21 protein-coding genes are annotated in these 23,649 nt (G+C 70.4%); 14 read left to right on the top strand and 7 right to left on the bottom strand.

All coding sequences use genetic code 11. The features are described from left to right. Positions 1 to 3: 3 nt before the first annotated feature. The 3 genes from GWK61_RS12015 to GWK61_RS12005 form a co-directional block, all read right to left on the bottom strand. Complete coding sequence (locus GWK61_RS12015; RefSeq protein ID WP_194908411.1) at positions 4 to 435, bottom strand: phage tail protein; 432 nt, start codon at positions 433 to 435, stop codon at positions 4 to 6. Between the two features lie 46 nt (positions 436 to 481). After that, positions 482 to 2,095: a phage tail sheath family protein gene (locus GWK61_RS12010; RefSeq protein ID WP_194908410.1), complete on the bottom strand. Its 1,614-nt coding sequence runs from the start codon at positions 2,093 to 2,095 to the stop codon at positions 482 to 484. A 368-nt stretch (positions 2,096 to 2,463) separates the two neighbouring features. Beyond that, positions 2,464 to 4,761, bottom strand: coding sequence for a winged helix-turn-helix domain-containing protein (locus GWK61_RS12005; RefSeq protein WP_194908409.1), 2,298 nt, complete (start codon positions 4,759 to 4,761; stop codon positions 2,464 to 2,466). 265 nt (positions 4,762 to 5,026) lie between these two features. Between GWK61_RS12005 and GWK61_RS12000 the strand changes: the two genes are divergently transcribed. The 4 genes from GWK61_RS12000 (at position 5,027) to GWK61_RS11985 (ending at position 8,823) form a co-directional block, all read left to right on the top strand. Beyond that, on the top strand, positions 5,027 to 5,311 hold the full coding sequence (locus GWK61_RS12000) for a hypothetical protein (protein WP_194908408.1): 285 nt from the start codon (positions 5,027 to 5,029) through the stop codon (positions 5,309 to 5,311). Between the two features lie 92 nt (positions 5,312 to 5,403). After that, a complete protein-coding gene (locus GWK61_RS11995) occupies positions 5,404 to 5,814 on the top strand; it encodes an ester cyclase (protein ID WP_323747526.1) in 411 nt (136 codons plus the stop codon). Positions 5,815 to 5,996: 182 nt separating this feature from the next. After that, positions 5,997 to 6,647: a DUF3558 domain-containing protein gene (locus GWK61_RS11990; protein ID WP_194908407.1), complete on the top strand. Its 651-nt coding sequence runs from the start codon at positions 5,997 to 5,999 to the stop codon at positions 6,645 to 6,647. Between the two features lie 277 nt (positions 6,648 to 6,924). Further along, positions 6,925 to 8,823: an AfsR/SARP family transcriptional regulator gene (locus GWK61_RS11985; protein ID WP_194908406.1), complete on the top strand. Its 1,899-nt coding sequence runs from the start codon at positions 6,925 to 6,927 to the stop codon at positions 8,821 to 8,823. 255 nt (positions 8,824 to 9,078) lie between these two features. On the opposite strand, the gene GWK61_RS11980 is transcribed toward GWK61_RS11985, so the two are convergent. Then, a complete protein-coding gene (locus GWK61_RS11980) occupies positions 9,079 to 9,315 on the bottom strand; it encodes a helix-turn-helix domain-containing protein (protein WP_194908405.1) in 237 nt (78 codons plus the stop codon). On the opposite strand from GWK61_RS11980, the gene GWK61_RS11975 reads away from it, so the two are divergent. Further along, the gene (locus GWK61_RS11975) at positions 9,314 to 9,613 is read left to right on the top strand and encodes a hypothetical protein (protein ID WP_194908404.1); all 300 of its coding nucleotides are present in this window, start codon (positions 9,314 to 9,316) and stop codon (positions 9,611 to 9,613) included. The genes GWK61_RS11980 and GWK61_RS11975 overlap by 2 nt on opposite strands. A gap of 5 nt (positions 9,614 to 9,618) precedes the next feature. On the opposite strand, the gene recD2 is transcribed toward GWK61_RS11975, so the two are convergent. Continuing rightward, a complete protein-coding gene (recD2, locus tag GWK61_RS11970) occupies positions 9,619 to 11,841 on the bottom strand; it encodes an SF1B family DNA helicase RecD2 (RefSeq protein WP_194908403.1) in 2,223 nt (740 codons plus the stop codon). Positions 11,842 to 12,188: 347 nt separating this feature from the next. On the opposite strand from recD2, the gene GWK61_RS11965 reads away from it, so the two are divergent. Further along, complete coding sequence (locus tag GWK61_RS11965) at positions 12,189 to 12,926, top strand: hypothetical protein (RefSeq protein WP_194908402.1); 738 nt, start codon at positions 12,189 to 12,191, stop codon at positions 12,924 to 12,926. Between the two features lie 33 nt (positions 12,927 to 12,959). Here GWK61_RS11965 and GWK61_RS11960 read toward each other — a convergent pair whose 3' ends face one another. Next, positions 12,960 to 13,529 (bottom strand): hypothetical protein, encoded by a 570-nt coding sequence (locus tag GWK61_RS11960; protein WP_194908401.1) that lies wholly within the window; start codon positions 13,527 to 13,529, stop codon positions 12,960 to 12,962. Between the two features lie 201 nt (positions 13,530 to 13,730). Between GWK61_RS11960 and GWK61_RS11955 the strand changes: the two genes are divergently transcribed. Both GWK61_RS11955 and GWK61_RS11950 read left to right on the top strand, forming a co-directional pair. Then, positions 13,731 to 14,924, top strand: coding sequence for a sensor histidine kinase (locus GWK61_RS11955; RefSeq protein WP_194908400.1), 1,194 nt, complete (start codon positions 13,731 to 13,733; stop codon positions 14,922 to 14,924). A gap of 29 nt (positions 14,925 to 14,953) precedes the next feature. Further along, positions 14,954 to 15,622: a response regulator transcription factor gene (locus tag GWK61_RS11950; RefSeq protein ID WP_194908399.1), complete on the top strand. Its 669-nt coding sequence runs from the start codon at positions 14,954 to 14,956 to the stop codon at positions 15,620 to 15,622. Here the strand turns inward: GWK61_RS11950 and GWK61_RS11945 are convergent. Continuing rightward, positions 15,607 to 16,404 carry a TetR/AcrR family transcriptional regulator gene (locus tag GWK61_RS11945; RefSeq protein ID WP_194908398.1) on the bottom strand — a complete coding sequence of 266 codons (798 nt, stop codon included), beginning with the start codon at positions 16,402 to 16,404 and terminating at the stop codon, positions 15,607 to 15,609. The genes GWK61_RS11950 and GWK61_RS11945 overlap by 16 nt on opposite strands. 107 nt (positions 16,405 to 16,511) lie before the next feature. On the opposite strand from GWK61_RS11945, the gene GWK61_RS11940 reads away from it, so the two are divergent. The 6 genes from GWK61_RS11940 to GWK61_RS11915 form a co-directional block, all read left to right on the top strand. Then, positions 16,512 to 18,260, top strand: a complete 1,749-nt coding sequence (locus GWK61_RS11940; protein ID WP_194908397.1) for an amidohydrolase — start codon at positions 16,512 to 16,514, stop codon at positions 18,258 to 18,260. A 56-nt stretch (positions 18,261 to 18,316) separates the two neighbouring features. After that, on the top strand, positions 18,317 to 19,984 hold the full coding sequence (locus GWK61_RS11935; protein ID WP_194908396.1) for an ABC transporter substrate-binding protein: 1,668 nt from the start codon (positions 18,317 to 18,319) through the stop codon (positions 19,982 to 19,984). Further along, entirely contained in the window at positions 19,981 to 20,931 is a 951-nt protein-coding gene (locus tag GWK61_RS11930) for an ABC transporter permease (protein ID WP_323747524.1), read from the top strand. The genes GWK61_RS11935 and GWK61_RS11930 overlap by 4 nt, the downstream gene beginning before the upstream one ends. After that, positions 20,928 to 21,857, top strand: a complete 930-nt coding sequence (locus GWK61_RS11925) for an ABC transporter permease (RefSeq protein WP_323747523.1) — start codon at positions 20,928 to 20,930, stop codon at positions 21,855 to 21,857. The genes GWK61_RS11930 and GWK61_RS11925 overlap by 4 nt, the downstream gene beginning before the upstream one ends. Beyond that, positions 21,841 to 22,812: an ABC transporter ATP-binding protein gene (locus tag GWK61_RS11920; RefSeq protein WP_194908395.1), complete on the top strand. Its 972-nt coding sequence runs from the start codon at positions 21,841 to 21,843 to the stop codon at positions 22,810 to 22,812. The genes GWK61_RS11925 and GWK61_RS11920 overlap by 17 nt, the downstream gene beginning before the upstream one ends. Beyond that, positions 22,793 to 23,649: ABC transporter ATP-binding protein (locus GWK61_RS11915; protein WP_194908394.1), on the top strand; the 857-nt coding region annotated here is incomplete at its 3' end. The genes GWK61_RS11920 and GWK61_RS11915, both read left to right, overlap by 20 nt.

The following is a 23,649-nucleotide window of genomic DNA, read 5'->3' as shown; positions in this document are numbered from 1 at the left end:
AGCTCAGCTCCGCTCGATGCCCTCGTGCGTGATGACCACCTTCTCGGTGGCCACGTCGTTCGCTCCGGCGTCGAAGTCCGCGCCGGTCCACTTCGAAGGCCAGCCGGCCGTGAAGTTCCAGCGCGCGACCTCGTTCATCTTGGAGTCCTTGGCCACGATCGAGCCGTTGCGCCGGGCCTTGTCGATGTCCCCGTCGATGACCTGCTTGCGCCACTCCCACAGGTCGTGCGAGCTGTCGATCCGGCGCTCCAGCGTGATGTCCGACCACTTCATCGCGCCCGGCTGCTTCCGGATGATCATCCGGCCGTCCTTGGTGACCTCCTTGTACTCGATGGTCTCGGTCTCGGACTCGATCCCGGCCACCTTGCGGAAGCTGCCCATCTCCACACTGTCGATCTCCAGCACGAAGACCGATGTCGTCGACAAATCAGGCATGGTTGTTTCCCCCTAGCTGTCCTGGAGCTGATCAGGCGGGCCCGCGTCACTCCGCGGTTTCCGCGCCGCCCTGCCACTGGCTGATCCGGAAGATCACGAACTCGGCCGGCTTCACCGGGGCGATGCCGACGTCGACGATGAGCTTGCCCTCGTCCACGGAGGACGCCGGGTTGTTCGACTCGTCGCACAGGATGTAGAACGCCTGCTCCGGGGTGGCCCCGACGAGCGCGCCCTGCATCCACAGGCCGCGCAGGAACGCGGCGACCGTGCGCTTGACCCGCGCGTGCAGGTCGGCGTCGTTCGGCTCGAAGACCACCCACTGCGTGCCGCGCCGCACGCTCTCCTCGATGTACGTGAACAGGCGGCGCACGTTGATGTAGCGCCAGCTCTGGTCGGTGGCCGCGAGCGTGCGGGCGCCCCAGACCCGGATGCCGTTGGTGCCGAACGACCGGATGCAGTTGACCTGCGCCGGGTTCAGCAGGTCCTGCTCGCCGGAGGTGATGTCGGCGGCCAGCCGGGCCACGCCGCGCACCACCTCGTTGGCCGGCGCCTTCCACACGCCGCGGGTGGCGTCGGTGCGCGCCCACACCCCGGCCATGTGCCCGGAGGGCGGAACGGTCAGGAACTTCTCGCCGTTCGTCGCGCCCGGCCGGGCCAGCGGGTTCTGGATCACCAGGTGCGGGTAGTAGGCCGCGCCGAACGCGCTGTCCCGGGCCAGGGCGGTCCGCCACTCCAGGGCGCGCTGCGCGTTGAGCCCGGGCGGCGCGTCGAGGATCGCCATCCGGCGGTTGCCCTCGCACCAGTCCACCAGCCGGCCCTGCCCGGCCAGATAGGTGTCGGCGTCGAAGGACCCGTCCGGCCGCGTGGACACCGTGACCAGGTCCGGGATCGCCACCATCGTGACCTCGTCGGCGATCGCCAGGCCCTGGTAGCCGGTCCGCTCGCTCTCCGAGCCGGCCAGCTGCTGCGGCGAGACCGCGCCGGCCGGCGGCGCGGTCGGGACCAGCGCGTAGCGCCCGACCGCGGGCATCCGCTCGGCGGCCGACAGGCCCGGCACGTTGCGCACCTCGACCCGGATCAGCTTGGAGTGTTCGTTGACGGCCTTCTCGACCGTACGGCTGCCGCGCCCGCCCAGGGTCACCCCCGGGTACTCCTCCTGCGCGTCGCCGGAGATCACCTTGAGGGTGAAGTCCTGTCCGGCCGCCTCGGGCGCGGCGCCTTCCGCCGCAGCAGCCGGCTGGGCCGGGGCGGTCGGCTCGATCACGACCTCCACCCGCGCCGCCGGGTCCAGCGCCCGCACCAGCATCGTCTCCACCCCGGCGCGCCCGACCGCGGGCAGCGACCGGCTCAGCGCGTCGCCGCCGCCGCGCGGAATCCGCACGACGTAGCAGATGCCGCCGCCGTTCTCGAAGTAGCCCTTCACCGCGTGCGGCAGCATGATCCCCGGCGCGAACCCGCCGTAGATCCGCTCGTACTGCGGCCAGCTGGTGATCAGCTGCGGCTTGACCCCGTCCGGATCGGTGGGGTCTCCGGCATCGGCCCGATAAGTCTCGGTGAAACCGACGAACGCGGCCACCGCCGTCCCCACCCCTTGCAGCGGCATGGACCCGCTGGGGCGCTCCTCGATATACACGCCGGGCGCGCCGTAATTGCCCACCATGATCTTTCCCCCTTGGTCGTTCTTCGCCCGAAGAATCAGCCTGACCGTGTCGCGCCAGACCGAATGACAGACTGCGGAGTTCAGCACTCCGCGGTCGCGCTCGACAGGACAAATGTATCGGCCCCCGCCGCCACCCGTATAGCGATCAGGGGGTCATCCCGGAGCGATGGTCGCCGAGTGTTGATCCGGACCGGATGTCGTCGTTGCGATCATTGTCAACGTCAGTATATCAAGAATCGGTGTCGACCCGGCCCTTGAGGCGAAGCGGGGATATCGACGGAACACGCGCCGCGGGGAATTCCACATTTACCATTAAGGGGGTTCCCGGAATGCCCACGGCCATTGTCGATCTCGCGGCGCCGCCATACCTACGGTATGAGCCCCTGCCGACGCGCGATCTCCACGGCCCTGTCCCGTCCGTCGGCGCCGAGTTTGCGGTAGACAGCCCGCGCCTGCGTCTTCACGGTGTTGATCGACACGCCGCGTTCGCGAGCGATCTCGACGAGCGTCAACCGGGTCGGAAGGAACTGCACCAGCGCGACCTCCGCCGCGGACAGCGGCTCCAGCGGATCCGGTCTCCTCGCCGCGGCGCGGGATCGCCGGCGCAGGTCGTCGATGCGCTCCAGGTGCGGGCCCTGCGTGTCCGGCAGCCGGCGGACGAGGGCCTCGGCGTCGTCCAGCAACTGGTTGGCCGCCTTGTGGTCGCCGGCGGCGATGCGGACGCGCGCGTGCAGGACGAGGATGAGCACGTCGGGCCACGGGCTGATCCCCGGGACCGACTGGCGCTGCGTGTGGGCTGTGGCCAGCAGTTCGCCGGCGGCGGTGAAGTCGGCGCGGCCGGCGGCGATGACGGCACGGGCCGCCGGGACCAGCGCGGCTTGCGGGCTGCCCTGCAGGGCGTAGTCGGCGACGAGGCGGTCGGCGACCTCCACCAGCTGCTCGGCCTGGTCGGGGTGGCCGAGGTCGTGGTGGCACAGGGCGAGCAGCGCACTGGCCCCGATGCGGATCAGCGGCATGGCGGCCTGGGCCGAGAAACCCGCCTCCAGGTGCGCCATCGCGCTCTGCGGCTCTCCGGACAAGTAGTGGACGTGGCCGAGAGTCAGACACGCCATCGCGTGCCAGGGACTGGTCGCGTCGGTCTCCCAGGCGGCCGCCGCCCGAGCGGATTCGGCCATGGCCGCGAAGCCGTCGAACCCGAACATCGCGCGCACGAGGGCGATGGCGGATTCCAGGCACTGGGTGCCGTCCGGCAGCGGGCCGGGATGCCCGGCGCGCTCGGCGGCGGCCAGGTACTGGCCGACAGCCGCCCGGTCGCCGCCCAGTGCCGCCGTCCAGGCCGCGGCGATCGCGGCCGGGGCGTTTGCCGCGATGGCCTCCTCCCCCAGCCCTTTCAGCCAGGCCAGGACGGTCTCCCGGCGCCCGGTGTTCAGCAACGCCGGGTACACGGCTCCGATCAGCTCGGCGGCGACCGGGGCGTCGCCGGCCGCCAGGGCGTGACCGATGGCTTCGGAGGGCTGGCCGTCGTGCCTGAGCCACTCGGCGGCCCGCCGGTGCAGGGCGGACACCTCCGCGGGCTCGGCCTGCTCCAGGCGCCGCCGGAGAACCGCCTGGAGCAGGTGGTGGTGGCGGAACCATCGGCCGTCGGTGTCCAGCGGGACCAGGAAGAGCTCTCCGACCGCGCCCGGTTCGGACAGCGGCAACTCGCCGCCGGCGACCGCCTGGACCATCGCGGAGCTGAACCGGTCCAACACCGCCGAGCGTCTCAGCGTCCTGGCCTGATCGGCGGTCAGGCCGGACAGGACCTCCTCGGCGAACAGCTCGGCCACGTGCCCGTGGGCGGAAGCCAGCCGGGCCAGGACCAGATCCGGCGCGGAGGAGTCCCGCAGCAGACGCGCGGCCAGGAAGACCGCGGCCGCCCAGCCCTCGGTCACCTGCAGGATCCCGGTCACGACGTCCTCGGCCGGCGCCGTCCCGGTGGCCGCGGCGATCAGATCGGCGGCCTGGTCCACGTCCAGGCTCAGCTGCCGGGGACCGAGCTCCACCAGGCGCCCGGCGGCCCGCAGCCGCCCGAGCGCCAGGGGCACGTTCTTGCGCGAGGCCAGCAGGAACCGGTTCCCCGCCGGCATCCGGTCGATCAGCGCCGCCAGCACCACGTGGCAGGCCGGGTTGGCGACCAGGTGCAGGTCGTCGATGGCCAGGGCGACCGGGCCGGTCCCGGCGAAAGCCCGGCACAGCGCCGGGAGCACCGCACCGTCCATGTCCGGGTTCTGACGGCCCAGCAGCCGGGCCGCGACCTCCCACTCCGGGCCGGGCGCGGCGACCGCCAAGGACGCCACGATCCGGGACAGGAACTCCACGGGGTCCGCCGTCCACCGGTCGGCGTTCAGCACCGCCAGCGGCACCGCCCGGCCGGGGTCGGTCCGCCACTGGTCGATCAGCGTCGACTTGCCCCAGCCCGCGCCCGCGACGACGCAGACCACCTTGGCGGGACCGGCGTTGACCCACGCCAGCAGGTCCGGCCGGGCCACCGGCCGCACGGCGACCGGCGCACGCCACCGCTCGCCGCCGGGTTCGTCACCGGCTTCGTCACGGGCTTCGTCACCGGCTGCGGGCGATGCGGCAGAGCTTCCGATAGACCTCGTCCCATGACGGGGCGATGTCTGCATATACCTCTCCTGACACGGACCGCAGCGTGTTCGACTATTGCGGTGTGTTCGACTGTTGCGGACTCCAGGATCGCAGCTCGCCGCCGGAGCGTCCGGCGAATCGGCCGAACGCGCCCGCCTAAGCGCAAAAAACGTCACCCGGGTGATGCGCCGCACAGGGTGATGCGCGGTCACCTGCTCGCGTGGGACTACTGCTGGCACGGTGTCCGGCCCGGCCGGGGGGTGCGGGCCGGGCGCCGCGACATCACGCGGGCGAGGGAGAGGCATGGCCGAGTTCGAAGTCGACGACCTGGTGCGAGTCGGCGAGGCTGGGGATCTGGGCGTCGTCGTGCTCGCCGCGGGACGCGCCCCTGATCCCGCTACCGTTCCGGGGAACCTGCCGGATCTGAACGGACTGTGCTGCACACCTCTGGCGCTGGTGCGCACCATCGCCAACGGATCCATCCGGTGGGTCCGGGCGGTGGACATGGCCGCGGCTGAAGCCGGACCCGGCACTGAATCCGAATCCGAAGCGGAAGCCGAAGCCGATTGGACGGAAGGCAGACCGTAGTCGGTCACGCGCGGTAGCGTTTGCCGCTGGAGCAGCCCGGTCATCAGCCCGGTTCCACCGGGTGGCGGATCCAGGCGGAAAGGCGGTGCTGCGTGGGCAGTCAAGAGTCCAACGTGGAGCGCATGCGGTTCTTCGTCGAGCAGGTGCAGGAAAAGGGCCGGCTACAGCTGATCGACGAGCTCGTGCATCCCGGCTTCCGGAACCGCACCATCAGTCCGGGCCAGCGCGATGGCCTGCCCGGCGTCCACGACTTCATGGCCGCTTTGCACGAGGCCTTTTCCGACCTGCGTATCGAGATCCTGCACTGCGTCGGCGACGGCGACCTGGTGGCCACCCACAAGATGTTCCGCGGCCGGCACACCGGGCCCTGGTTCGGCGCGCCGCCGTCGGGCGAGCTCATCGAGTTCCGGGTGATGGACGTCATCCGCTTCCAGGACGGGCAGTTGGTCGAGCACTGGGCCGTCATCGACCCGATGAGTCCGTCCGCCGACGCCGACAGGTAATTCTAGATTATCCCTTCGAGGACCGGTCCTCGCTTCCGGTTGCGGCTGTGGCAGCCACCTCAGCGTGCTGCAGAGGCAACGCCGCTTGGTCAGAAGGTCGCCGTTGCGCCTGCACCGTTCCGTATCGCTGTGCCCTGATTTAAAATGAGGTGTAGTCCTTCGGCCGCACGGGGAGGTCCGCGATGGATCGCCGAACTTTCACCCCGGTCATGGCTGCTGCCCTCTTCGGCGTTCTACTGATCGCCGGCCTGTCCGGCTGTGACGGAAGCTGCGCAAGCGGGAAGGAGCACTGCGACCCCGCCGCGTGCACATGCGAACCCGTGTACCTGCCACCGGTTCCGTACACCCCTGCTCCGAACCCGGACAACCCCGATGACTGGTGGCAGACCGTTGACGCGTGCACGTTGCTCCCGGCCGACACCCTCAGCCGGCTCAAGCTTGCCGCGCGAGGGAGCTCCCTTTCTCCTCTTTCGGTCGACTACACGGCGAGCGGCTGCGCCTGGTTCGGTCACAACCGAAACTTGTCCATCGACCTGGACGCGAACCCCTATGGCGATGTGACCACGGACTTCCCCGCCGACGGTCAGGTCTCCGACATATCAACCAACGACGGCCGCCCCGGTAAGCAGGATCTGCGCACTGACTGGGGTGAGTGCTACATGACGGTCGAGGCCACGTCCGGGTCTCGTCTGTACATCCGCCTGCAGATACCACCGCCTGTGGGACTTGCTCTGCCGACGGAGCACGTTTGCGACGAAGCCCTCGCGGCGGCGAACGCGATAGCGCCGAGATTGGCCGGTGGCCACAGCCACGGTCCCACGTCACCCTCGTGATGCTCGCCAGCGCCGTTGCCTTCGCAGCCACTCAAGCCGTTCCGCCCCGCATGCGCGAGCGTCGGGCCGTGCCGAGCCGTGCTGTGCCGTGCACATAGAGTCCGCCGTCCCGCGGAACCTTCCGAGGATCCGGCGTCCCCGCAGGTGGGAGGCGTGACGTCCCGCAGTCTCGGCATCTGGCGCGTAGACGTCGACGTGGGCGCGGCGGGGGCCCAAGGATGAGCGCGAGGCGGTGTCGGCAGGCGGGGCGCACCGCGTTGACAGAAAGGGGTCCTCCGTGGACCAGACCCTGCGCTTCGACGTCCTGGGTCCGGTCACCGTCACCCGGGACGGCGTGGCGGTCCCCATCACCGCGGCGATGCCGCGCGCCATCCTGGCGGCGTTGCTGATGCAGGCCAACAAGCCGGTGCCGGCCACGCGCCTCAAGTCGGGCCTGTGGGGGGACAGTCCGCCCCGGTCGGCTGCGGCCTCGCTGAGCAACCACATCCTCCGGCTGCGGCGGAACCTGGCCGACGCGGCGCGGGACCGGATCCGCGCCACCGAGTCCGGGTACGCGATCCGGATCCAGGACGGCGAGCTCGACCTGGACGACTTCGTGGAGCTCCACGGTCGCGGCCAGCAGGCTGTGATGCGGGGGGACTGGGCCGTCGCGGCGACCGAGCTGAGTCGCATGCTGAGCCTGTGGCGCGGCGAACCGGTCGCCGACGTCGACAGCGACGTCCTGTGTGCCACCGAACGCGAGCGGCTGTCGGAGATGCGCCTGCAGGCCCTGGGCTGGCGGGTGGACGCCGAGCTGCACCTCGGCCGACACGCCGCGCTGATCGCCGAACTCCGCGTGCTGACCCGCGAACACCCTCTCAACGAGACGTTTCCAGCACAGCTGATTCTCGCCCTGCACCGCAGCGGCCGGCACGCCGACGCGCTCGCCGAGTACCAGCGGGTTCGCGTCCTGCTACGCGACGAACTCGGCGTCCGCCCGGGACCGGAGCTCGTCGGGCTCCACGCCCGGATTCTCGCCCGAGACTGCGGACTCGACTGGGGTGCGGAGCCCGCACCACCGCGGATTCCGGGACCGGCTCCAGCACCCAATCCCGGGATGCTGCCGGCCGACGGCGCGATACTCATCGGCCGCGACGCGCAGATCAAGCGGCTCGTCGCCGTTTTCGAGGGGACATTCGAGGCGGCAGTGGGGCGCCCGGCAGCGAGCATGTCGCCGCTCGCTCCACCGTCGACCGCGGTCGCGACGATCGGCGGCATGAGCGGAATCGGCAAGACGGCGTTGGCTGTTCACGTCGCACATCGGGTCCGCAGCCGGTTCCCGGACGGTCAGCTGTTCGCAGACCTGCGCGGTAGGACGCCGACACCGGCCCGGCCCGCGGCTGTCCTGGCGATGTTCCTGCGCCAGCTCGGGGTACGTCCGGACGAGGTGCCGGAGCACGAGGAGGAACGCAGTGCCCTGTTCCGCACCCTGCTGGCCGACCGCCGCGTGCTGGTCCTCCTCGACGACGCCCGCGACGCCGCACAGATCAGGCCACTGGTTCCCGGCGGCGCGCACTGCGGACTGCTGGCGACCACCAGCCGTCGGCCGTCCGCGCCGGGATGGGTCCACCTCGACCTCGACGTGCTGCCCGATGATCCGGCCCGGGAACTGCTGGCCCGAATCATCGGCCCCGAACGGGTAAGGGCCGAGCCCGAAGCGATCGACAGTGTCCTGACATCCTGCGCCGGCCTGCCCCTGGCGCTGTGCGTGGCCGGCGGGCGCCTGGCCGCCAGGCCGGGCTGGCAGATCCGGGACCTGGCGAGCCGTCTGCACACCGCAGACGGCGGTCTCGACCAGCTCAGCCATGGAGACCACAGCGTCCGCGCCGCATTCGAGTCCGGATACGCCGCCCTAGCCGAACCCGACGGATCCCTGAGCCCGTCACAGCGAATGTTCTGCCTGCTGGGACTGCGGACCGGTCCGACGATCGGCCTGCCGGCAGCGGCAGCCTTAGCCGGGCTTCCCGCCCCCGAGGCCGAACGCGTTCTGGAGGCCCTGGTCGACACATATCTCCTGCGCTCTGACCGACCCGGCGGTTACGAACTCCACGAGCTGCTGCGGGTCTTCGCCGCCGAGCGGGCACAACACGATCTCGGCACCGCCACACCACGGGCGGTCGGGCTACGGGTCGTCTAGCAGCGCCCTGTATGCCACGAGGAGGCTCAGCCCGCCGTACGGGCTGAGCCTCCTCCATCGGGGCGGAGCAGGTGTCAGGCTTGAGGGGTCAGCGCGACCCGTTGTCGATCTGTGCCATGGACGGGCCGGTTCGAGCCGCAGCGGGTCTCGCCGCGACGTCTTCTTCATGGTCGCCCGGCGCGCTGATACGCGACTGAAGCGCCGCTGAAACCGCTCGTCACGCGACGGCGTCAAGCCGAAGCTGGGCATTGCGTATCAGCTCGCGGTGAAGGTCTCCCGGTAGGTCCGCGGAGGTACTCCGATGTGCGCCTTGAACAGCGTTCGGAAATTGGCCGGCGTACCCAGCCCGCAGCGCCGTGCGACGGCTTCGACGGTCAGATCCGTGGCTTCCAGCAGTTCGCGGGCGAGGGCGAGCCTTGCGTCGAGCAGCCAGCGCATGGGCGGTTGGCCGGTGTCGGTGTGGAAGCGGCGGATCAGCGTGCGGCGTGACATGCCGGCCTGGCCTGCCAACAACCCCGGTGCCTATCGGACCGGGTTCAACGACCGCATCGCGGACACGACCTTCCGCTGGCTGGACGACTCGGTCAACGTCAACCGGACCAAGGACGTCAAGGCCGGCTTCGCGGAGATCCTGGCCGACCAGTACGACCCGCAGGACATGATCGACAAAATGGTCGAGATCATCGGCGCCGACCGGGGCAAGTACCGGAACGTCTGGCCGCCGGCGGTCGAGGAGCTGGTCAAGCAGGTCCAGGACGCGGTTTGGACCCGGACGGTGCCGGGCACGTGAGGCCCTCAAGCTGATCGAGTACCACTGTCCAGCACGGCCTGGAGCCGCTGGGCCAGGGCGGTGTTGCGATCCCGGCCAGCGCTGTGGACGGCGATTTCCAGCGCACGCCGCTGCCCGACGAGGACGACGAGCTTCCTGGCCCGGGTGACCAACGTGTACAGCAGGTTCCGGTACAGCATCAGCGGCCCCGTCTCCGTGGTCAGCGGCGCGACGACGTAGGGGTACTCGCTGCCTTGGGAGCGGTGGACGCTGATGGCGTAGGCGTGCAGCAGGTCGTCGAGCTCGTCGAAGTCGTAGACCGCGAAGTCGCCGTCGTCAGTGCGCAGTTGCACGGTCCGCGACTGCGGGTCGAGACCGGAGACGACAGCGGTGGTTCCGTTGAAGATTCCGGAGCTGCCCTTGTTCGGGTCGTTGCGGATCGGCATCACCTTGTCCCCGATCCGGAACACCGAGGCGCCGGCCCAGTACTCGTTCTTCTCCGGGTCAGCGGGGTTGAGGCGTTCCTGCAGGCGGCGCCCCAGCTCCACGGTTCCGGTCACGCCACGGCGGGTCGGCGCCAAGACCTGGACGTCGGACGGCGGGACGCCATGAGAGGTCGGGATCCGGACCGTGGCGATCTCCAGGATGCGCTCCGCGACCTTCCCCGGGTCCTCGACCTGGTCGAACCAGAACTCGCTCGTGCGCGGATTCGGCATCCGTCCGGCGCGGATCAGGTAGGCGTTCGCGGTGATGGAGGAGCCCTCGCCCTGGCGGAACACGTGCGTCAGCTCGGTTCGCGCGATCTCCGGGACCCGCAGCAGATCGTTCAGGACACTGCCCGGACCGATGGACGGCAGCTGGTCGACGTCCCCGACGAGCAGCAGGTGCGTACCGGTCGGGACCTGACGGGCTAGTTTGAGGCCGAGGAACACGTCCAGCATCGACGCCTCGTCGACGACGATCAGGTCGGCCATCAGCGGGCTGTCGTCGAACAAGGCGTCGGGGTCGGCGTCGGGCAGGTCGGCCACCAGCCGGTGCACGGTCATCGCCGGCATCCCGGCCAGCTCCGAGAGGCGCTTGGCGGCCTTGCCCGTGGGCGCCGCCAGCGTCACCCTCCCGCCGCAGGCCTTCACGATCTGCGCGATCGTCTTGACGGTATGGCTCTTGCCACACCCCGGGCCTCCCGTGAGCACCGACACGGTGTGAGTCAGCGCCATCCGCACCGCCGCCTGCTGGCCCTCGTGCAGATCGGGGTGGTCGACGTCGAGGGTCTCGGCACGTCGTCGGGCCGCGGCGGGAACGTCCGAGTCGGCGTGCAGCAGCTTGGTGATCGCCGCGGCCAGGGACCGCTCGGTGTTGTGCAGGGCCTTGGCGAAGACGACCGTCGCAGACGGGCCGGGCTCGTCCGGATCGGGGTTCGGATCGGGCTCGACGATCACCGCCCGCTGCGCGGCCAACTGCTCCAGTTCGATGCGTACCAGTTCGCGGTCCTGCCCCACCAGGCGGGCAGCGTCGACGAGCAGGCGTGTGTGGTTCACATAGCAATGGCCGTCCCGCCGCGCGGTATCCAGCCGGTCGATCAACGCCGCCCGCAGACGCGTCGGATCCTGCTCGGCGACGCCCGAGGCCAGGGCGATCTTGTCGGCGATCGTGAAGCCGATGCCACGGACCTTCTCGATGAGCCGGTACGGATCCTTGCGCACCACGACCAGCGAGTCCGCCCCGAACTCCGCATAGATCTTCGCGGCCATCAGCGGCGAGATCCCGAACCCCTGGAGCACGACCATCAGGTCCCGGATCACCTTCTGCCCGACCCAGGACGACACGATCCGGTCCTTGCGGACCGCGCCGATCCCGTTGACCTCGGTGAGCCGCTCCGGATCGGCGTCGATGACCTTCAGCGTGTCCTCGCCGAAGTGCTCGACGATCGCCGTGGCCAGGCTCGGTCCGATGCCGCGGATCAGACCCGAGCCCAGGTACATGCGGATACCGCGGATGTGCGACGGCAACACGCACTCGCACGAGGACACCGACAGCTGCGTCCCGAACCGGGAGTGCTGCACCCACCGCCCGCTCAGCAGCACGACGGAACCGGGCTGCACGCCCGCCAGCGCCGCCCCGGCAGCCGTGAACTCCCCCTGCTCCTCGGAGAGTAAGCGGACAACGGTGTACTCGTCGGCGCGCACAAAGATCAGGCGCTCCACCGCGGCCTCAAGCTGGAGCTCGCCGGCGGGCTCGGACTCACTCACAGGCGACACATACTTCCTGGGCACTGAGCGCAGCCGGGAAACCCGGTCCTCGGTGGTTGGCACAGCATGGTCTCGCCAGTTTAACCGCGGCCACCCCCGCGAATGGTGGCCGCGTCCCGTCCGTAGGATGCGCCTCCGCGTCGACTACCGCGCGCCGTTGTTATGGCTTTCTGATTTTGCAGGTGTCCGCTCTCGTTGATGGGGTGTCGGTGTCGGTCTAGCCTCGGCTTGTGCGTTTTCGCCGTCGGCAAGTTCCCCAACGCGAGATGTCAGCGTCTACTCCGTTAGCCCGCTCCCGGCCAACGCCCGGAACGTTAGTCTCTCGGTGCATTCTTGCGTTCGCAGCGGTGATCTTCCTGGCGGGTATCGTGACCCTCAAGGTGCAGATTGTCGGCGGTGCGGTCATTGTCGCGGTCTGGGGAGCGGCTTCCCGAAGCGTCATCGACGATCCCTGGCGGAGAAAGCGGAAGCAGCAGCTCAAACAGACGTGGGCCGATCTGGCCGCCGAGTCCATGCCTCCGCTCACGGTGGCCGAGGCCCGCGACTTCAACGCGGGCACGAACCGGCCGATGTTCATCCGCCCCGCAACGGACGGACCAGGCGGGCAGGCCGGCTGGTTCGAACGCGGCGGCATCGGCTGCGACGGCCGGGGGCTGGTGACCGCGAGCAATCAGTGGGGCGATTCCGAGGCATGGACGGTCCGATCCGGCGGCGTGCCGGAGGAATGGCGGGCGCGTCGGTATCTCGGCCCGCAACGCCCCTTGCCAAGCGAGTCCGCCGACCTCGTCGAGATCGCAGCCGTATCAGACGGCCAAGCCGTCCGCTGGCTGCTGCTCCTCAACGAGCACTCGCACCGCCTGGCAAACCTCCCCGTCCTGGGATTCGACGAGCCAAGCCTCATCACCCTCGCCGAGGCGGCGGGCGTCCACTACCGGCGCTACACCGTGGAGAGCGACGTGCCGATACTCGACATCGGCTGCTATTTCGCCTCCACCAGGTCCGCCGTGACGGTCATGGGCCCGCAGGGAGCAGTCGACCTGCACTACTGGATTCGCGGCAGGGGGCAACAGGCGTCCGGGGTATAAGTGCTTTCCGACGGCGAAGGCGATGGGGACCGCTCAGTACTCCGCCGCCGCGGTCTTGGCAGCGCGGGGCAGTCGGAGCGCGGAGACGAGGAAGAAGATGCCACCAAGCGCGGCATAGCCAGCGAGGACCTTCAACGAGGGATCGGTCTTGGTGGAGCTGGCAAGGAACGAGGCCCCGGCCAGCACCGAGAGGCCGCCGCTAAGGATCATGGCCCACTGACCGCCCATCGAGCGGCGCAGCAGCGCCACGACGAGCTGGACCAGGCCCGACGCAATGGCCCAGGCTCCCCAGACGCGCAGGACGTCGGCGGTCCCGGAGCTGCCGGCGACGGCCAGGCCGACCGCGGCGGCGGCGCTGATGGCCATGTTGGCGTAGAGGCCCTTGATGGACCGAGTGGCCCGTGAGGTCTTGGCGTCGACGACGGCCGCGGCCACGTCGAAGGCGGGATAGAGCAACAGCAGGATCTTCGTCGCAGGCTTGAGATCGGAGCCGAGCACCGGCAGGAGCGCCGCCCAGACCGCGGCGAAAACGAAGCGGACGATGTACAGCCGGCGCAGGGTGGGAGCCGAGGTGGCCTGGTCGGACGTGGCGGTGAGAGTCATGGCTGCTCCGTAGAGTTTCGATGAGGATTGTGCAGCGACCCGGTTGGGCGCCGCCCTGCGAAGGAGTCTCGGCGCCTTCGAGCAACGCCACGTACTTCGAACGAAGTAGTTCTCCGCCCCCGTCGGCGGAGCGCGGAGCGGATTCACCATCTACATCGTTCGAAGTACGCGACCGCGCCACACGTGAACGAGAATCAAGCCATGGTCACCCCACAGGACGACCACCAAGGGACCGCGACGCCCCTGTGGATCCGCCGCCCCGAGGTGCTGCATCTCGCCGCCTACTCCGTGGCCGCGCTGGTGTTCGCCGGTCAGATCGTGGCCGTGCTGGTGCGGGGCTCGGGCTGGCCGACCGCCCTCGCCGTGCTCCTCGCCGGGGGCGGCGTCGCCCTGTCGTGGCGGTGGCCGTGGGCCGGACTGGCCGTGACGAGCGCGGCGTCCTTCGCCGTCACCGCGGTGGGCCGGGATCCCCTGTCGGTGTGGATGATGGCGGTCCTGGTGCTGTTCTCGGTCACCTTCCGGGGCAAACAGGCGCTGCTCGGCATCGCCGTCGTGGCGGCGTCCTTCCTGGGCGCGTTCATGACGGTGGGAGGGTTCCGTGGCGGCGCCGTCGTGGGCGCCGCCGCCCTCTTCTCGGCGATCGCGGGAGGAGCGACCGGCGCCGCGCTACGCATCCACCGCGACCGGTGGTCGATGTTGGCCGAACGCGCCGCGAGCGCCATCGCCACCCGCGAGATCGAAGCCACCCGGCGGGTGGTCGAGGAACGGCTGCGGATCGCCCGGGACCTGCACGACGTCGTCGGCCACCAGGTCGCGCTGCTGAGCATGCACCTGGGAGTCGCGGAGATCGGGCTCCCCGAGGGCTCGGAGGGCTCCGAGGCCTCCCGGCAGGCCCTCGTCTCGGCCAGGTCCGCCGCCCGCACCGTGGTCGTCGAGACACAGCGGATTCTCACGCTCCTGCGCCGCGCAGACGACGTGTCAGACGCTGAAGCGCTCCGACCGATCCCGGCGCTGAGCAGCTTGGAAGGACTCATCGGTTCGTTCGAGAGCATCGGCCTGGACATCCGGCCCTCGATTGACGTCCCCACCGTTTTCGTGGAGCCCAGCGTCGGCGTCACGGTCTACCGAGTCGTCCAAGAAGCGCTGACGAACGCCCACCGACACGGACAAGGCACGGCGACGGTAGACGTGCACGAACGCGACGGCAGAATCTGCGTCACCGTGGAGAACCGCGTCGGCCGGTCCTCCCCCGGCTCCAGCCTGGGCGGCGGACTCGGGCTCGTGGGGATGCGCGAACGCGTCGAGTCCTCCAGCGGACGCCTGACGATCGACAACGACGGCGAACGATTCCGGGTCCGTGCGGAGTTCAGCCCGCTGGGAGCGGCCCTGCGATGACACGACTGACGACACCAATGACGACACCAATGACGACGCGAATTCTGATCGTCGACGACCAGGACGAGATCCGGGCCGGCATCCGAGCGATGCTCCGCCTCGACCCGAGTCTGGTCGTCGCCGGCGACCTCTCCGACGGCCTCCAGGCCATCCCCTTCCTCCGAGCCCACCCCGTCGACCTGGTCCTGATGGACATCCGGATGCCCGGCATCGACGGCGTCGAGGCCACCCGCCGGATCCGCAAGGAACACCCGCCCGAAAAGCTGCGGGTGATCGTCCTGACCACCTTCGACCAGGACGACATCGTGCTCGCCGCCCTCCGCGCGGGCGCCAACGGCTTCCTGAGCAAGACCGTGAGCCCCGCCGAACTCGTCGCCGGCATCACCGAGGTCGTCGCCGGCGGCGGTGCGCTCTCCGCCGTCGCGACGGCCGCGCTCATCGGCCACATGACCCACAACCCGCCACCGGTCATCGACCGGGAGCTGCTGCGGCGCTTCGACGCCCTGACCCCCAGGGAACGGGACGTGATCGTGCTCGTCGCGAGCGGTCTGGGCAACGACGAGATCGCGGCCCAACTACACGTCTCCCCGTTGACCGTGAAGACACACGCCGTGCGCGCCATGACGAAGGTCGGCGCACGCGATCGAGCACAACTCGTCTCGTTCACTTTCCGCGCCGGCCTCTACCCCGGAGCCTGAATCCGCATCTGCACGCCGTCCAAGAAGAGCCCCAGCGTGTATTCGAACACTGCCGCGTCGTCCCTTGTCAGCTCCAGCAACCGGGCAGCGCTGGCGTGCACGAGCGGGAAGCGCTCGGCCGGCAGGGTGGCATAACCGACAGCCCAGGCCTGCTCATCACGGTTCTGATATTCGGGGTCCAGCAGTGACCAGGCCGCGCTGTACTGGGTGAAGGCCAGCGTCAGGTCGAGCAGCGCGCGGTAGACCTCGGCTGCCTCGATCACCGGCAAGCCGGCGCTGTGCAGCACCCCGATGATCTGCTCCACGCTCTCGGTCTCGGACTTGCTGGCGGCCGTGCGGCTGGCGGCGAGAACCGCGATCGCCGGCCGGTCCAGGTAGACCGAGCGGACCGAGTGCGCGATCCGCCGCAGCCACTCGCGCCAGCCCACCTCCTGCGGCGTGAGCCCGGCCATGCGCTCCACGGACTCGGTGACCATCCGGTCGGTGAGCGCCACCACCAGCTCGTCTTTGTCTCGGAAGTGGCGGTAGACGCTGGTCGGGTCGGCGCCCAGCTCCTTGCCCAGGCGGCTGAACGTCAGCGCCGAGCCGCCCTCCCGGGAGCCGATGTTCAGAGCGGCCTCGATGATCACCTCGCGGGACAGCGCCGCACGTCGGCGGCCGCCGCCCTTTCTGGAGCCTGTGGAGTCCGGGGACCCGGACCCGGGCTCGGACCTGGACTCGGACTCAGGCTCAGGCTCGGACTCGGTCGCGGCGCGCGGCATCGCGGTGTCTCCGTTCAGCACGGTATCGGCGGTCAGCGGTCGGCGGTCACCAGTCGGCAGTCAGCGGTGTGCAGCGATCACATCCTAGCGGCAGTCGCGTTGTCAATGGCATTGACAGCGATCCTGTCATGGGTTTTGCTACTCCCCACGGCGCACGCCGTGGCACAGCTCACAGCTCCCATGAATCCCCTCCGAACCTCCTTGGAGTACCGGTGTCCCCTTCCTCGTTCGCAGACCTCGTCTTCACCGGCGGCCCGGTCTTCACCGTCGACCCGGCCCGGTCCTGGGCCACGGCGGTGGCGGTGGCCGGCGGCCGGATCACCGCGGTCGGGCGGGAGCGCGACATCAGGGACCTGATCGGCCCCGCCACCGAGGTCGTGGACCTGGCCGGCAAGCTCCTGCTCCCGGGCTTCCAAGACGCGCACGTCCACCCCGTCCTCGGCGGCACCACCCTGCGCCAGTGCGACCTGCACGAGCTGCACACCGCCGAGCAGTTCGTAGCCGCCGTCGCCGACTACGCGCGCCGCAATCCGCACGCCGCCTGGATCCGAGGCGGCGGCTGGAGCATGGACGCCTTCCCCGGCGGTATGCCGACCAAGGACCTGCTGGACGCCGTAGTCCCGGACCGGCCGGTGGCCCTGCCCAACCGCGACGGCCACGGCATGTGGGTCAACAGCAAGGCGCTGGAGATCTGCGGCATCACCCGCGACACCCCGGACCCCTTCGACGGCCGCATCGAACGCGACGCCGACGGCGAGCCCAACGGATGCCTGCAAGAAGGCGCGATGGCGCTGGTGGCCGCGCACGTTCCACCGCCGACCGCACAGGAACTGGCCGACGGCCTCCTGGCCGGGCAGGCGTACCTGCACTCGTTCGGGATCACCGCGTGGCAGGACGCCGGAGTCGGCGCCGGCCTGGGCCCCGCCGACGTCTACGCGCCCTACCTCGACGCCTCCCGCTCCGGCGCCCTGACCGCCCGCGTGGCCGGGGCACTGTGGTGGGACCGCGAGGCCGGCATGGAGCAGGTGGAACTGTTCCGCGCCCGACGTGAGGAGACCGCGCACGGCCGCTTCCGGACCCGCACCGTGAAGATGATGCTCGACGGCGTCGCCGAGAACCACACCGCCGCGCTGCTCGACCCCTACCTGGACGGCTGCGGCTGCACCACCGACAACACCGGCCTGACCTTCATCGACCCGGACAAACTCAAGTCCTACGTCACCGAGCTCGACGCCGCCGGCTTCCAAGTCCACTTCCACGCCCTCGGCGACCGCGCCGTGCGCAGCGCTCTGGACGCCGTGGAAGCCGCGCGCGCCGCGAACGGCCCCGGCGGACGCCACCACCTGGCGCACCTCCAGGTCGTACACCCGGACGACATCCAGCGCTTCCGCCAACTCGGCGCGACAGCGAACATCCAGCCGTTGTGGGCGGCGCACGAACCGGCGATGGACGAACTGACCATCCCCTTCCTCGGCGAGGAGCGCGCGGGATGGCAGTACCCGTTCGGCTCGCTCAGCCGCGCCGGGGCGACGATCGCGGCCGGCTCGGACTGGTCGGTGTCCTCGCCGAACCCGCTGTGGGGCATCCACACGGCCGTGAACCGGGTGGAGCCGGGCCTGTCGGCCGAAGAGTTCGCGGCGCGCAAGGTGTTCTACCCGGCCGAGCGGCTCGATCTCGGCCAGGCCGTCGCGGCGTACACGGCCGGAACGGCGTACGTGAACCAGATCGACGACGTGACCGGTTCGATCCAGGTCGGCAAGTACGCGGACCTGGCGGTGCTGGACCGCGACCCGTTCGACGGCCCGGCGCACGAGATCGGCGACACCAGGGTGCTGCGGACGTTCGTGGAGGGCGTCCAGGTCTACGGCGCCGAGTAGTCAGGCCGAGTAGTCAGCAGGTCCACTTCTTCCCCTCGAGAAAGGACAGCACCGCCATGAACCGCATACCGGCCCGCCTGGCCGCGCCCCTGGCCGTCACCGCCGCCGCGTCGCTGGCCCTGTCCGGCTGCTCCGGCAAGAGCGGCGGCACCAAGCAGGCCGCCCCGAGCGCGAACATCTCCGTCAACGAGCTGACCACCGGCACCGCCACCAGCCCGCTCGACGCCGTGACCTGGTCCGGCGACTACCGGGCGCCGTACTCGCTGGACCCGCTGAAAACCGCGGACTATCCGGAGGAGACGATCCTGGGCAACGTCTGCGAGCCACTTCTGCGCACCAACCCGGACTACTCCCTCGCCCCGGGGCTGGCCAAGTCTTGGCAGCAGGTCGACGCCACCCACCTCGTGTTCAACCTCGACCCGTCGGCCCACTTCAGCGACGGCAAGCCGGTCACGACCGACGACGTGGTGTTCAGCCTCAAGCGCAACCTGGACCCGAATGTCGCCTCGAACTACGCCGACTCCTACAACCCGGTCGCGGCCATCACCGCGACCGGACCGAGCCAGGTGACGATCACGTTGTCGCAGCCGAACTACGTGTTCGTCCGCACCATGGGCATCCTGGCCGGCGCGATCGTGGAGAAGGCGAACACGGTGGCCGCCGGGCAGAACTTCGGCAGCGCGACCGGCAAGCTGGTGTGCTCCGGGCCGTTCACCGTCGAGTCGTTCGACGGCACCAACTCACTAGTGCTGAAGAAGGACCCGAACTACTGGGACCCCGCGCACGCCGCCAAGGTCGGCAAGCTGACGTTCACCTTCCCCCAGGACCCGCAGAGCTTCTCCAACGGCCTGACCCAGGGCACCATCGAGGGCGCGTTCGACCTGCCGGTCAACGTGGTGCCGACGCTGCAGAAGGCCGCGAACGGCAAACTGTACGTCGGCGGCGAGGGCTCGACGACGCAGAACGTGGACCTGATCGTCTCCAAGCTCGACGGCGGCCTGAAGGACCCGGCGGTCCGGCAGGCGCTGTCGCTGGCCATCGACCGCGCCGGCATCGCCACGTCGATCTTCGCCGGCGCCGCCGATCCGCTGTACGCGGTGGCCGGCCCCGGCTTCTTCGACAGCCAGCCGGACCCGGTGAAGGCCGTCTACCAGGCCGCCTACGACAAGTTGAAGGTCACCCCGGACCTGAAGAAGGCGGCGGACCTGGTGAATCAGGCCGGCGCCAAGGGCAAGACCGTCACCCTGGCCTACTCCGCCGACGGCTCCACGTTCGCGCAGCTGGCGCAGGTGATCCAGCAGACCGGCAACGCCATCGGCCTGGCCGTGAAGATCGTGGCCCTGCCGCCGCAGCAGTACGGCAACCTGTTCACCGACCCGAAGGCGCGCGCCGACTACGACGGCTTCCTGACGCTGAACTACCTGGAGTTCCCCGACGTCTCGACGATGTACGCCAGCTACGCGACCAAGAGCGGCGTGCAGAACTTCAACGGGTACGAGAACGCCGTCGTCGAGGGCGCGGTGCAGAAGGCTCAGGGCACTGACGACCTGATCCAGCGGGCGAACTTCGCGGTGCAGGCGCAGGCCCAGGCGATGCAGGACCTGCCGTGGATCCCGATCGTGGCGCCGCGGGCGCTGGTGTGGCAGAACACGAAGGTGACCGGGGCGCCGCTGACGTTCTCGTACATGTCCTACGCGTGGGGCGCGGCGGTGGGCGCGCCGTGACGGCTCGATTCCTGATCCGCAGGTTCGGCGGGCTGGTGGTGACGCTGCTGCTGGCCAGCATGCTGATCTTCTCCTCGCTGTACCTCGCGCCGGGGAGCCCGGAGAACATCGTGTTCGGGAACCGGACGCCCTCAGCCGCGGCGCGGGCGGCGGTGCGGCACCAGCTGCACCTGGACGATCCGCTGCCGGTGCGGTACTGGGACTGGCTGACCGGGGCGCTGCACGGCGACTTCGGGCGGTCGATGGTCACGGACCAGCAGGTGTCCGACCGGGTCGGCGCGGGGCTGGCGACGACCGTGACCCTGGTGGTCCTGGCCGCCCTGATGATCGCGGTGCTGGGATCGGCGCTGGGTATGGCGGCGGCGTTGAAGCCGGGGTTCGTCGACTCGGCGGTGAACGTCTACACGTCGGTGTCGGTGACGGTTCCGCCGTTCGTCGCCTCCGCCCTGCTGATCTCGACGTTCGCGGTGAAGCTCGGCTGGTTCCCGGCCTCGGGGGTCGAGAGCGGGTTCTGGGGACGGATCGACAGTCTGGTCCTGCCGGCGGCGGCGATGGCGCTGATCTCGTGCGGGTTCCTGGCGCGGGTGACGCGCAACGCGATGCGGGAGCAGTTGGCCAAGGAACACGTGCAGACGGCGATGGCGCGCGGGCTGCCGCGGCGGCACGTGATCCGGCGGCACGTGCTGCGCAACGCGCTGCCGCCGATCGTCACGGTGATCGGGCTGCAGGTGGCCGGGCTGTTCGCCTCGACGCTGATCGTCGAGTCGGCGTTCGGGGTGCCGGGGATCGGGCGGCTGACGATCCAGTCGGTGGCGCAGAAGGACTTCCCGGTGGTGCAGGCGGTGGCGTTGCTGCTGGTGGCGGCGTTCGTGGTGGCCAACGCGGTGACGGATCTGGTCCAGGGCCTGGTCGATCCGCGGTTGAGGACGGCGGGAGGTGCGGCGTGAGCGCGGTCTTGGGGAAACGGATCCGGGCTGTCTACCGGTGGCTGGGTCCGTCGGGCACGGCGGCGGCGGTGTTCCTGCTCCTGATGGTGTCGGCGGCGGTGTTCGCCTCGGTGCTGGCTCCGGCCGATCCGAACACCGGCAACCTGCTGGCCACCTATCAAGGCTCGTCGCCGGACCATCTGCTGGGCACCGACGGCATCGGCCGCGACATCCTGTCGCGCCTGCTGTACGGGACGCGCACCTCGCTGCTGGGCCCAGCGTTGGTCGTCGGCGTGTCGATGGCGATCGGGATCCCGCTGGCGCTGCTCGGCGCCTGGTACGGCGGCATCGTCGACTCCGCGGTGGCACGGGTGCTGGACCTGGTGTACGCGCTGCCAGGGCTGTTGCTGGCGGTGCTGACCGTGGCGCTGTTCGGCCCGGGGCTGACGCCCGCGGTGGTGGCGTTGTCGATCGCTTATGTGCCGTTCCTGGCGCGGATCGTGCGGGCGGCGGCGCGGCAGCAGCGGGTCAGCCCTTATGTGGACGCGCTGGCGGTACAGGGCTTCGGGGTGTTCCGGATCAGCGTCCGGCACATCCTGCGCAACATCGCGCCGGTGGTGCTGGGCCAGGCCGCGATCGCGTTCGGGTACGCGCTGCTGGACCTTGCGTCGCTGTCGTATCTGGGACTGGCGGTGCAGGCTCCGACGTCGGACTGGGGCGTGATGGTCAGCGACACGGACGCGCTGTTGAAGGGTTATTCGACACCGGTACTGCTGCCGGGGTTGCTGATCGTGGGCTCGGTGCTGTCGCTGACGGTGCTGGGTGCGCGGATCTCCGGGGAGCGGCCGGAGCCGCATCCGTTGTTCGGGCGGTTGGTTGGGCGGGAGTCGGGACGGCCGTCCGGACGCGGGTCGGAAGGGAGGGCGGCCGATGCTCCGGCTTCGTGAGGTGGACGTGGCGCTGAACGTCGAGGGCCGGATGCGGCCGGTGCTGACCGGCCTGAACCTGGACCTGGCCGAGGGCGAGGCGCTGGGGCTGGTCGGCGAGTCCGGGTCGGGCAAGTCGATGACCGTGCGCACCGTCACCCGGCTGCTGCCGCCGGGGGCGCGGGTGAGCGGCGCGGTCGAGTTCGAGGGACGGGACGTGCTGGCGATGCGGCCGGCCGAGCTGCGGGCGTTCCGCGGCTCGGACGTCGGCGTGGTCTTCCAGGACCCGCGCGCCGCGATCAACCCGACGCACCGGATCGGGGACTTCGTCGGCGAGGCGCTGCGGGTGAACCGCGGCGTGTCCAAGGGCGAGGCGGCGCGGCGCTCGGCGGAGCTGCTGGCCGCGGTCGGCATCGACGACGCGGAGCGCCGGCTGCGGCAGTACCCGCACGAGCTCAGCGGCGGCATGCTGCAGCGCGCCATGATCGCCTCGGTGCTGGCCGCCGAGCCGCGGCTGATCCTGGCCGACGAGCCGACCACCGCGCTGGACGTGACGATCCAGGCCGAGGTGGTGGGCATCCTGGACCGGCTGCGCCGCGAGCGGGCGCTGGCCATGGTGTTCATCACCCACGACCTGGACCTGGCGCTGGCGGTGTGCGACCGGGTGGCGGTGATGTACGCCGGCTCCGTGGTGGAGGTGCGCTCGGCGCGGGATCTGCACGCCACCGCGCGGCACCCGTACACGATCGGCCTGCTGGGATCGCGGCCGGCGATCGAGCGGCGGGCCGAACGGCTCACGGCGATCCCGGGGCGCCCGGTGTCGGCGTTCGAGGCCGGGCCCGGCTGCGCGTTCGTCAGCCGGTGCGCTTTCGCGCAGGACGCGTGCCGGGCGAGCCGGCCGCGGTTGGAGGCGTTCCAGGGCGGCCTGGTCCGCTGCCACCGGGTGGAGGAGATCCATGAGCACTCTGTCGTCTGAACCGCATACCCCTGAACCGCACACCCCGCCGATCCCGGCCGACAGTCGCCCCGCGATCTCGGTCAACGGCCTGACGAAGGACTTCCGGGTCGCCGACAGACACGGACGGCGCTCGGTCTTCACCGCGGTGTCCGACGTCTCGTTCACGGTCCCGGCCGGCGGCTCGCTGGGCCTGGTCGGCGAGTCCGGATCGGGCAAGACCACGACCGCCCGGATGCTGGTCGGGCTCGAGACGCCGACCGCCGGCCGGATCGAGGCGCTCGGCCACGACCGCTCCCGCCCGGCCCGGGGCGCCGCCGAACGCCGCCGCCGGGCCCGCGAGCTGCAGATCGTGTTCCAGGACCCGTACACGTCGCTGGACCCGAGCCAGACGGTGCGCGCAGCCGTCGACGAGGTGCTGCGGGCGCACAGCGGCCTGGAGGGAGCGGCGCGCGCCGGCCGACTGGCCGAGCTCCTGGACCAGGTCGGCTTCGACGAGCGTCAGGCCTCGGCCCGCCCGCGCGAGCTCTCCGGCGGACAACGGCAGCGCGTGGCGATCGCCCGGGCGCTCGCCGCCGACCCGCGGGTGCTGATCCTGGACGAGGCGGTGTCGGCGCTGGACGTGTCGATCCAGGCCCAGATCCTGAACCTGCTGGTCGACATCCGCACCGCGACCGGAATCGCCTACCTGCTGATCTCGCACGACCTGGCGGTGGTCCGGCACCTGTGCGACTCAGTGGTGGTCCTGCGCCGAGGCCGCGTGGTGGAGTCCGGCGAGTGCGGCGCGGTTCTGGACTCGCCGGCGGACGAGTACACGCGGGTGCTGCGGGCTTCGGTGCCGGTGGCGGGGTGGCGGCC

Source organism: Catenulispora rubra (assembly GCF_015356825.1).
In the GTDB taxonomy this organism is placed as follows: Bacteria; Actinomycetota; Actinomycetes; order Streptomycetales; family Catenulisporaceae; genus Catenulispora; species Catenulispora rubra.
The sequence above is the reverse complement of the archived record's forward strand: the minus strand, read 5'-3'. Positions and strand labels throughout refer to the sequence as shown.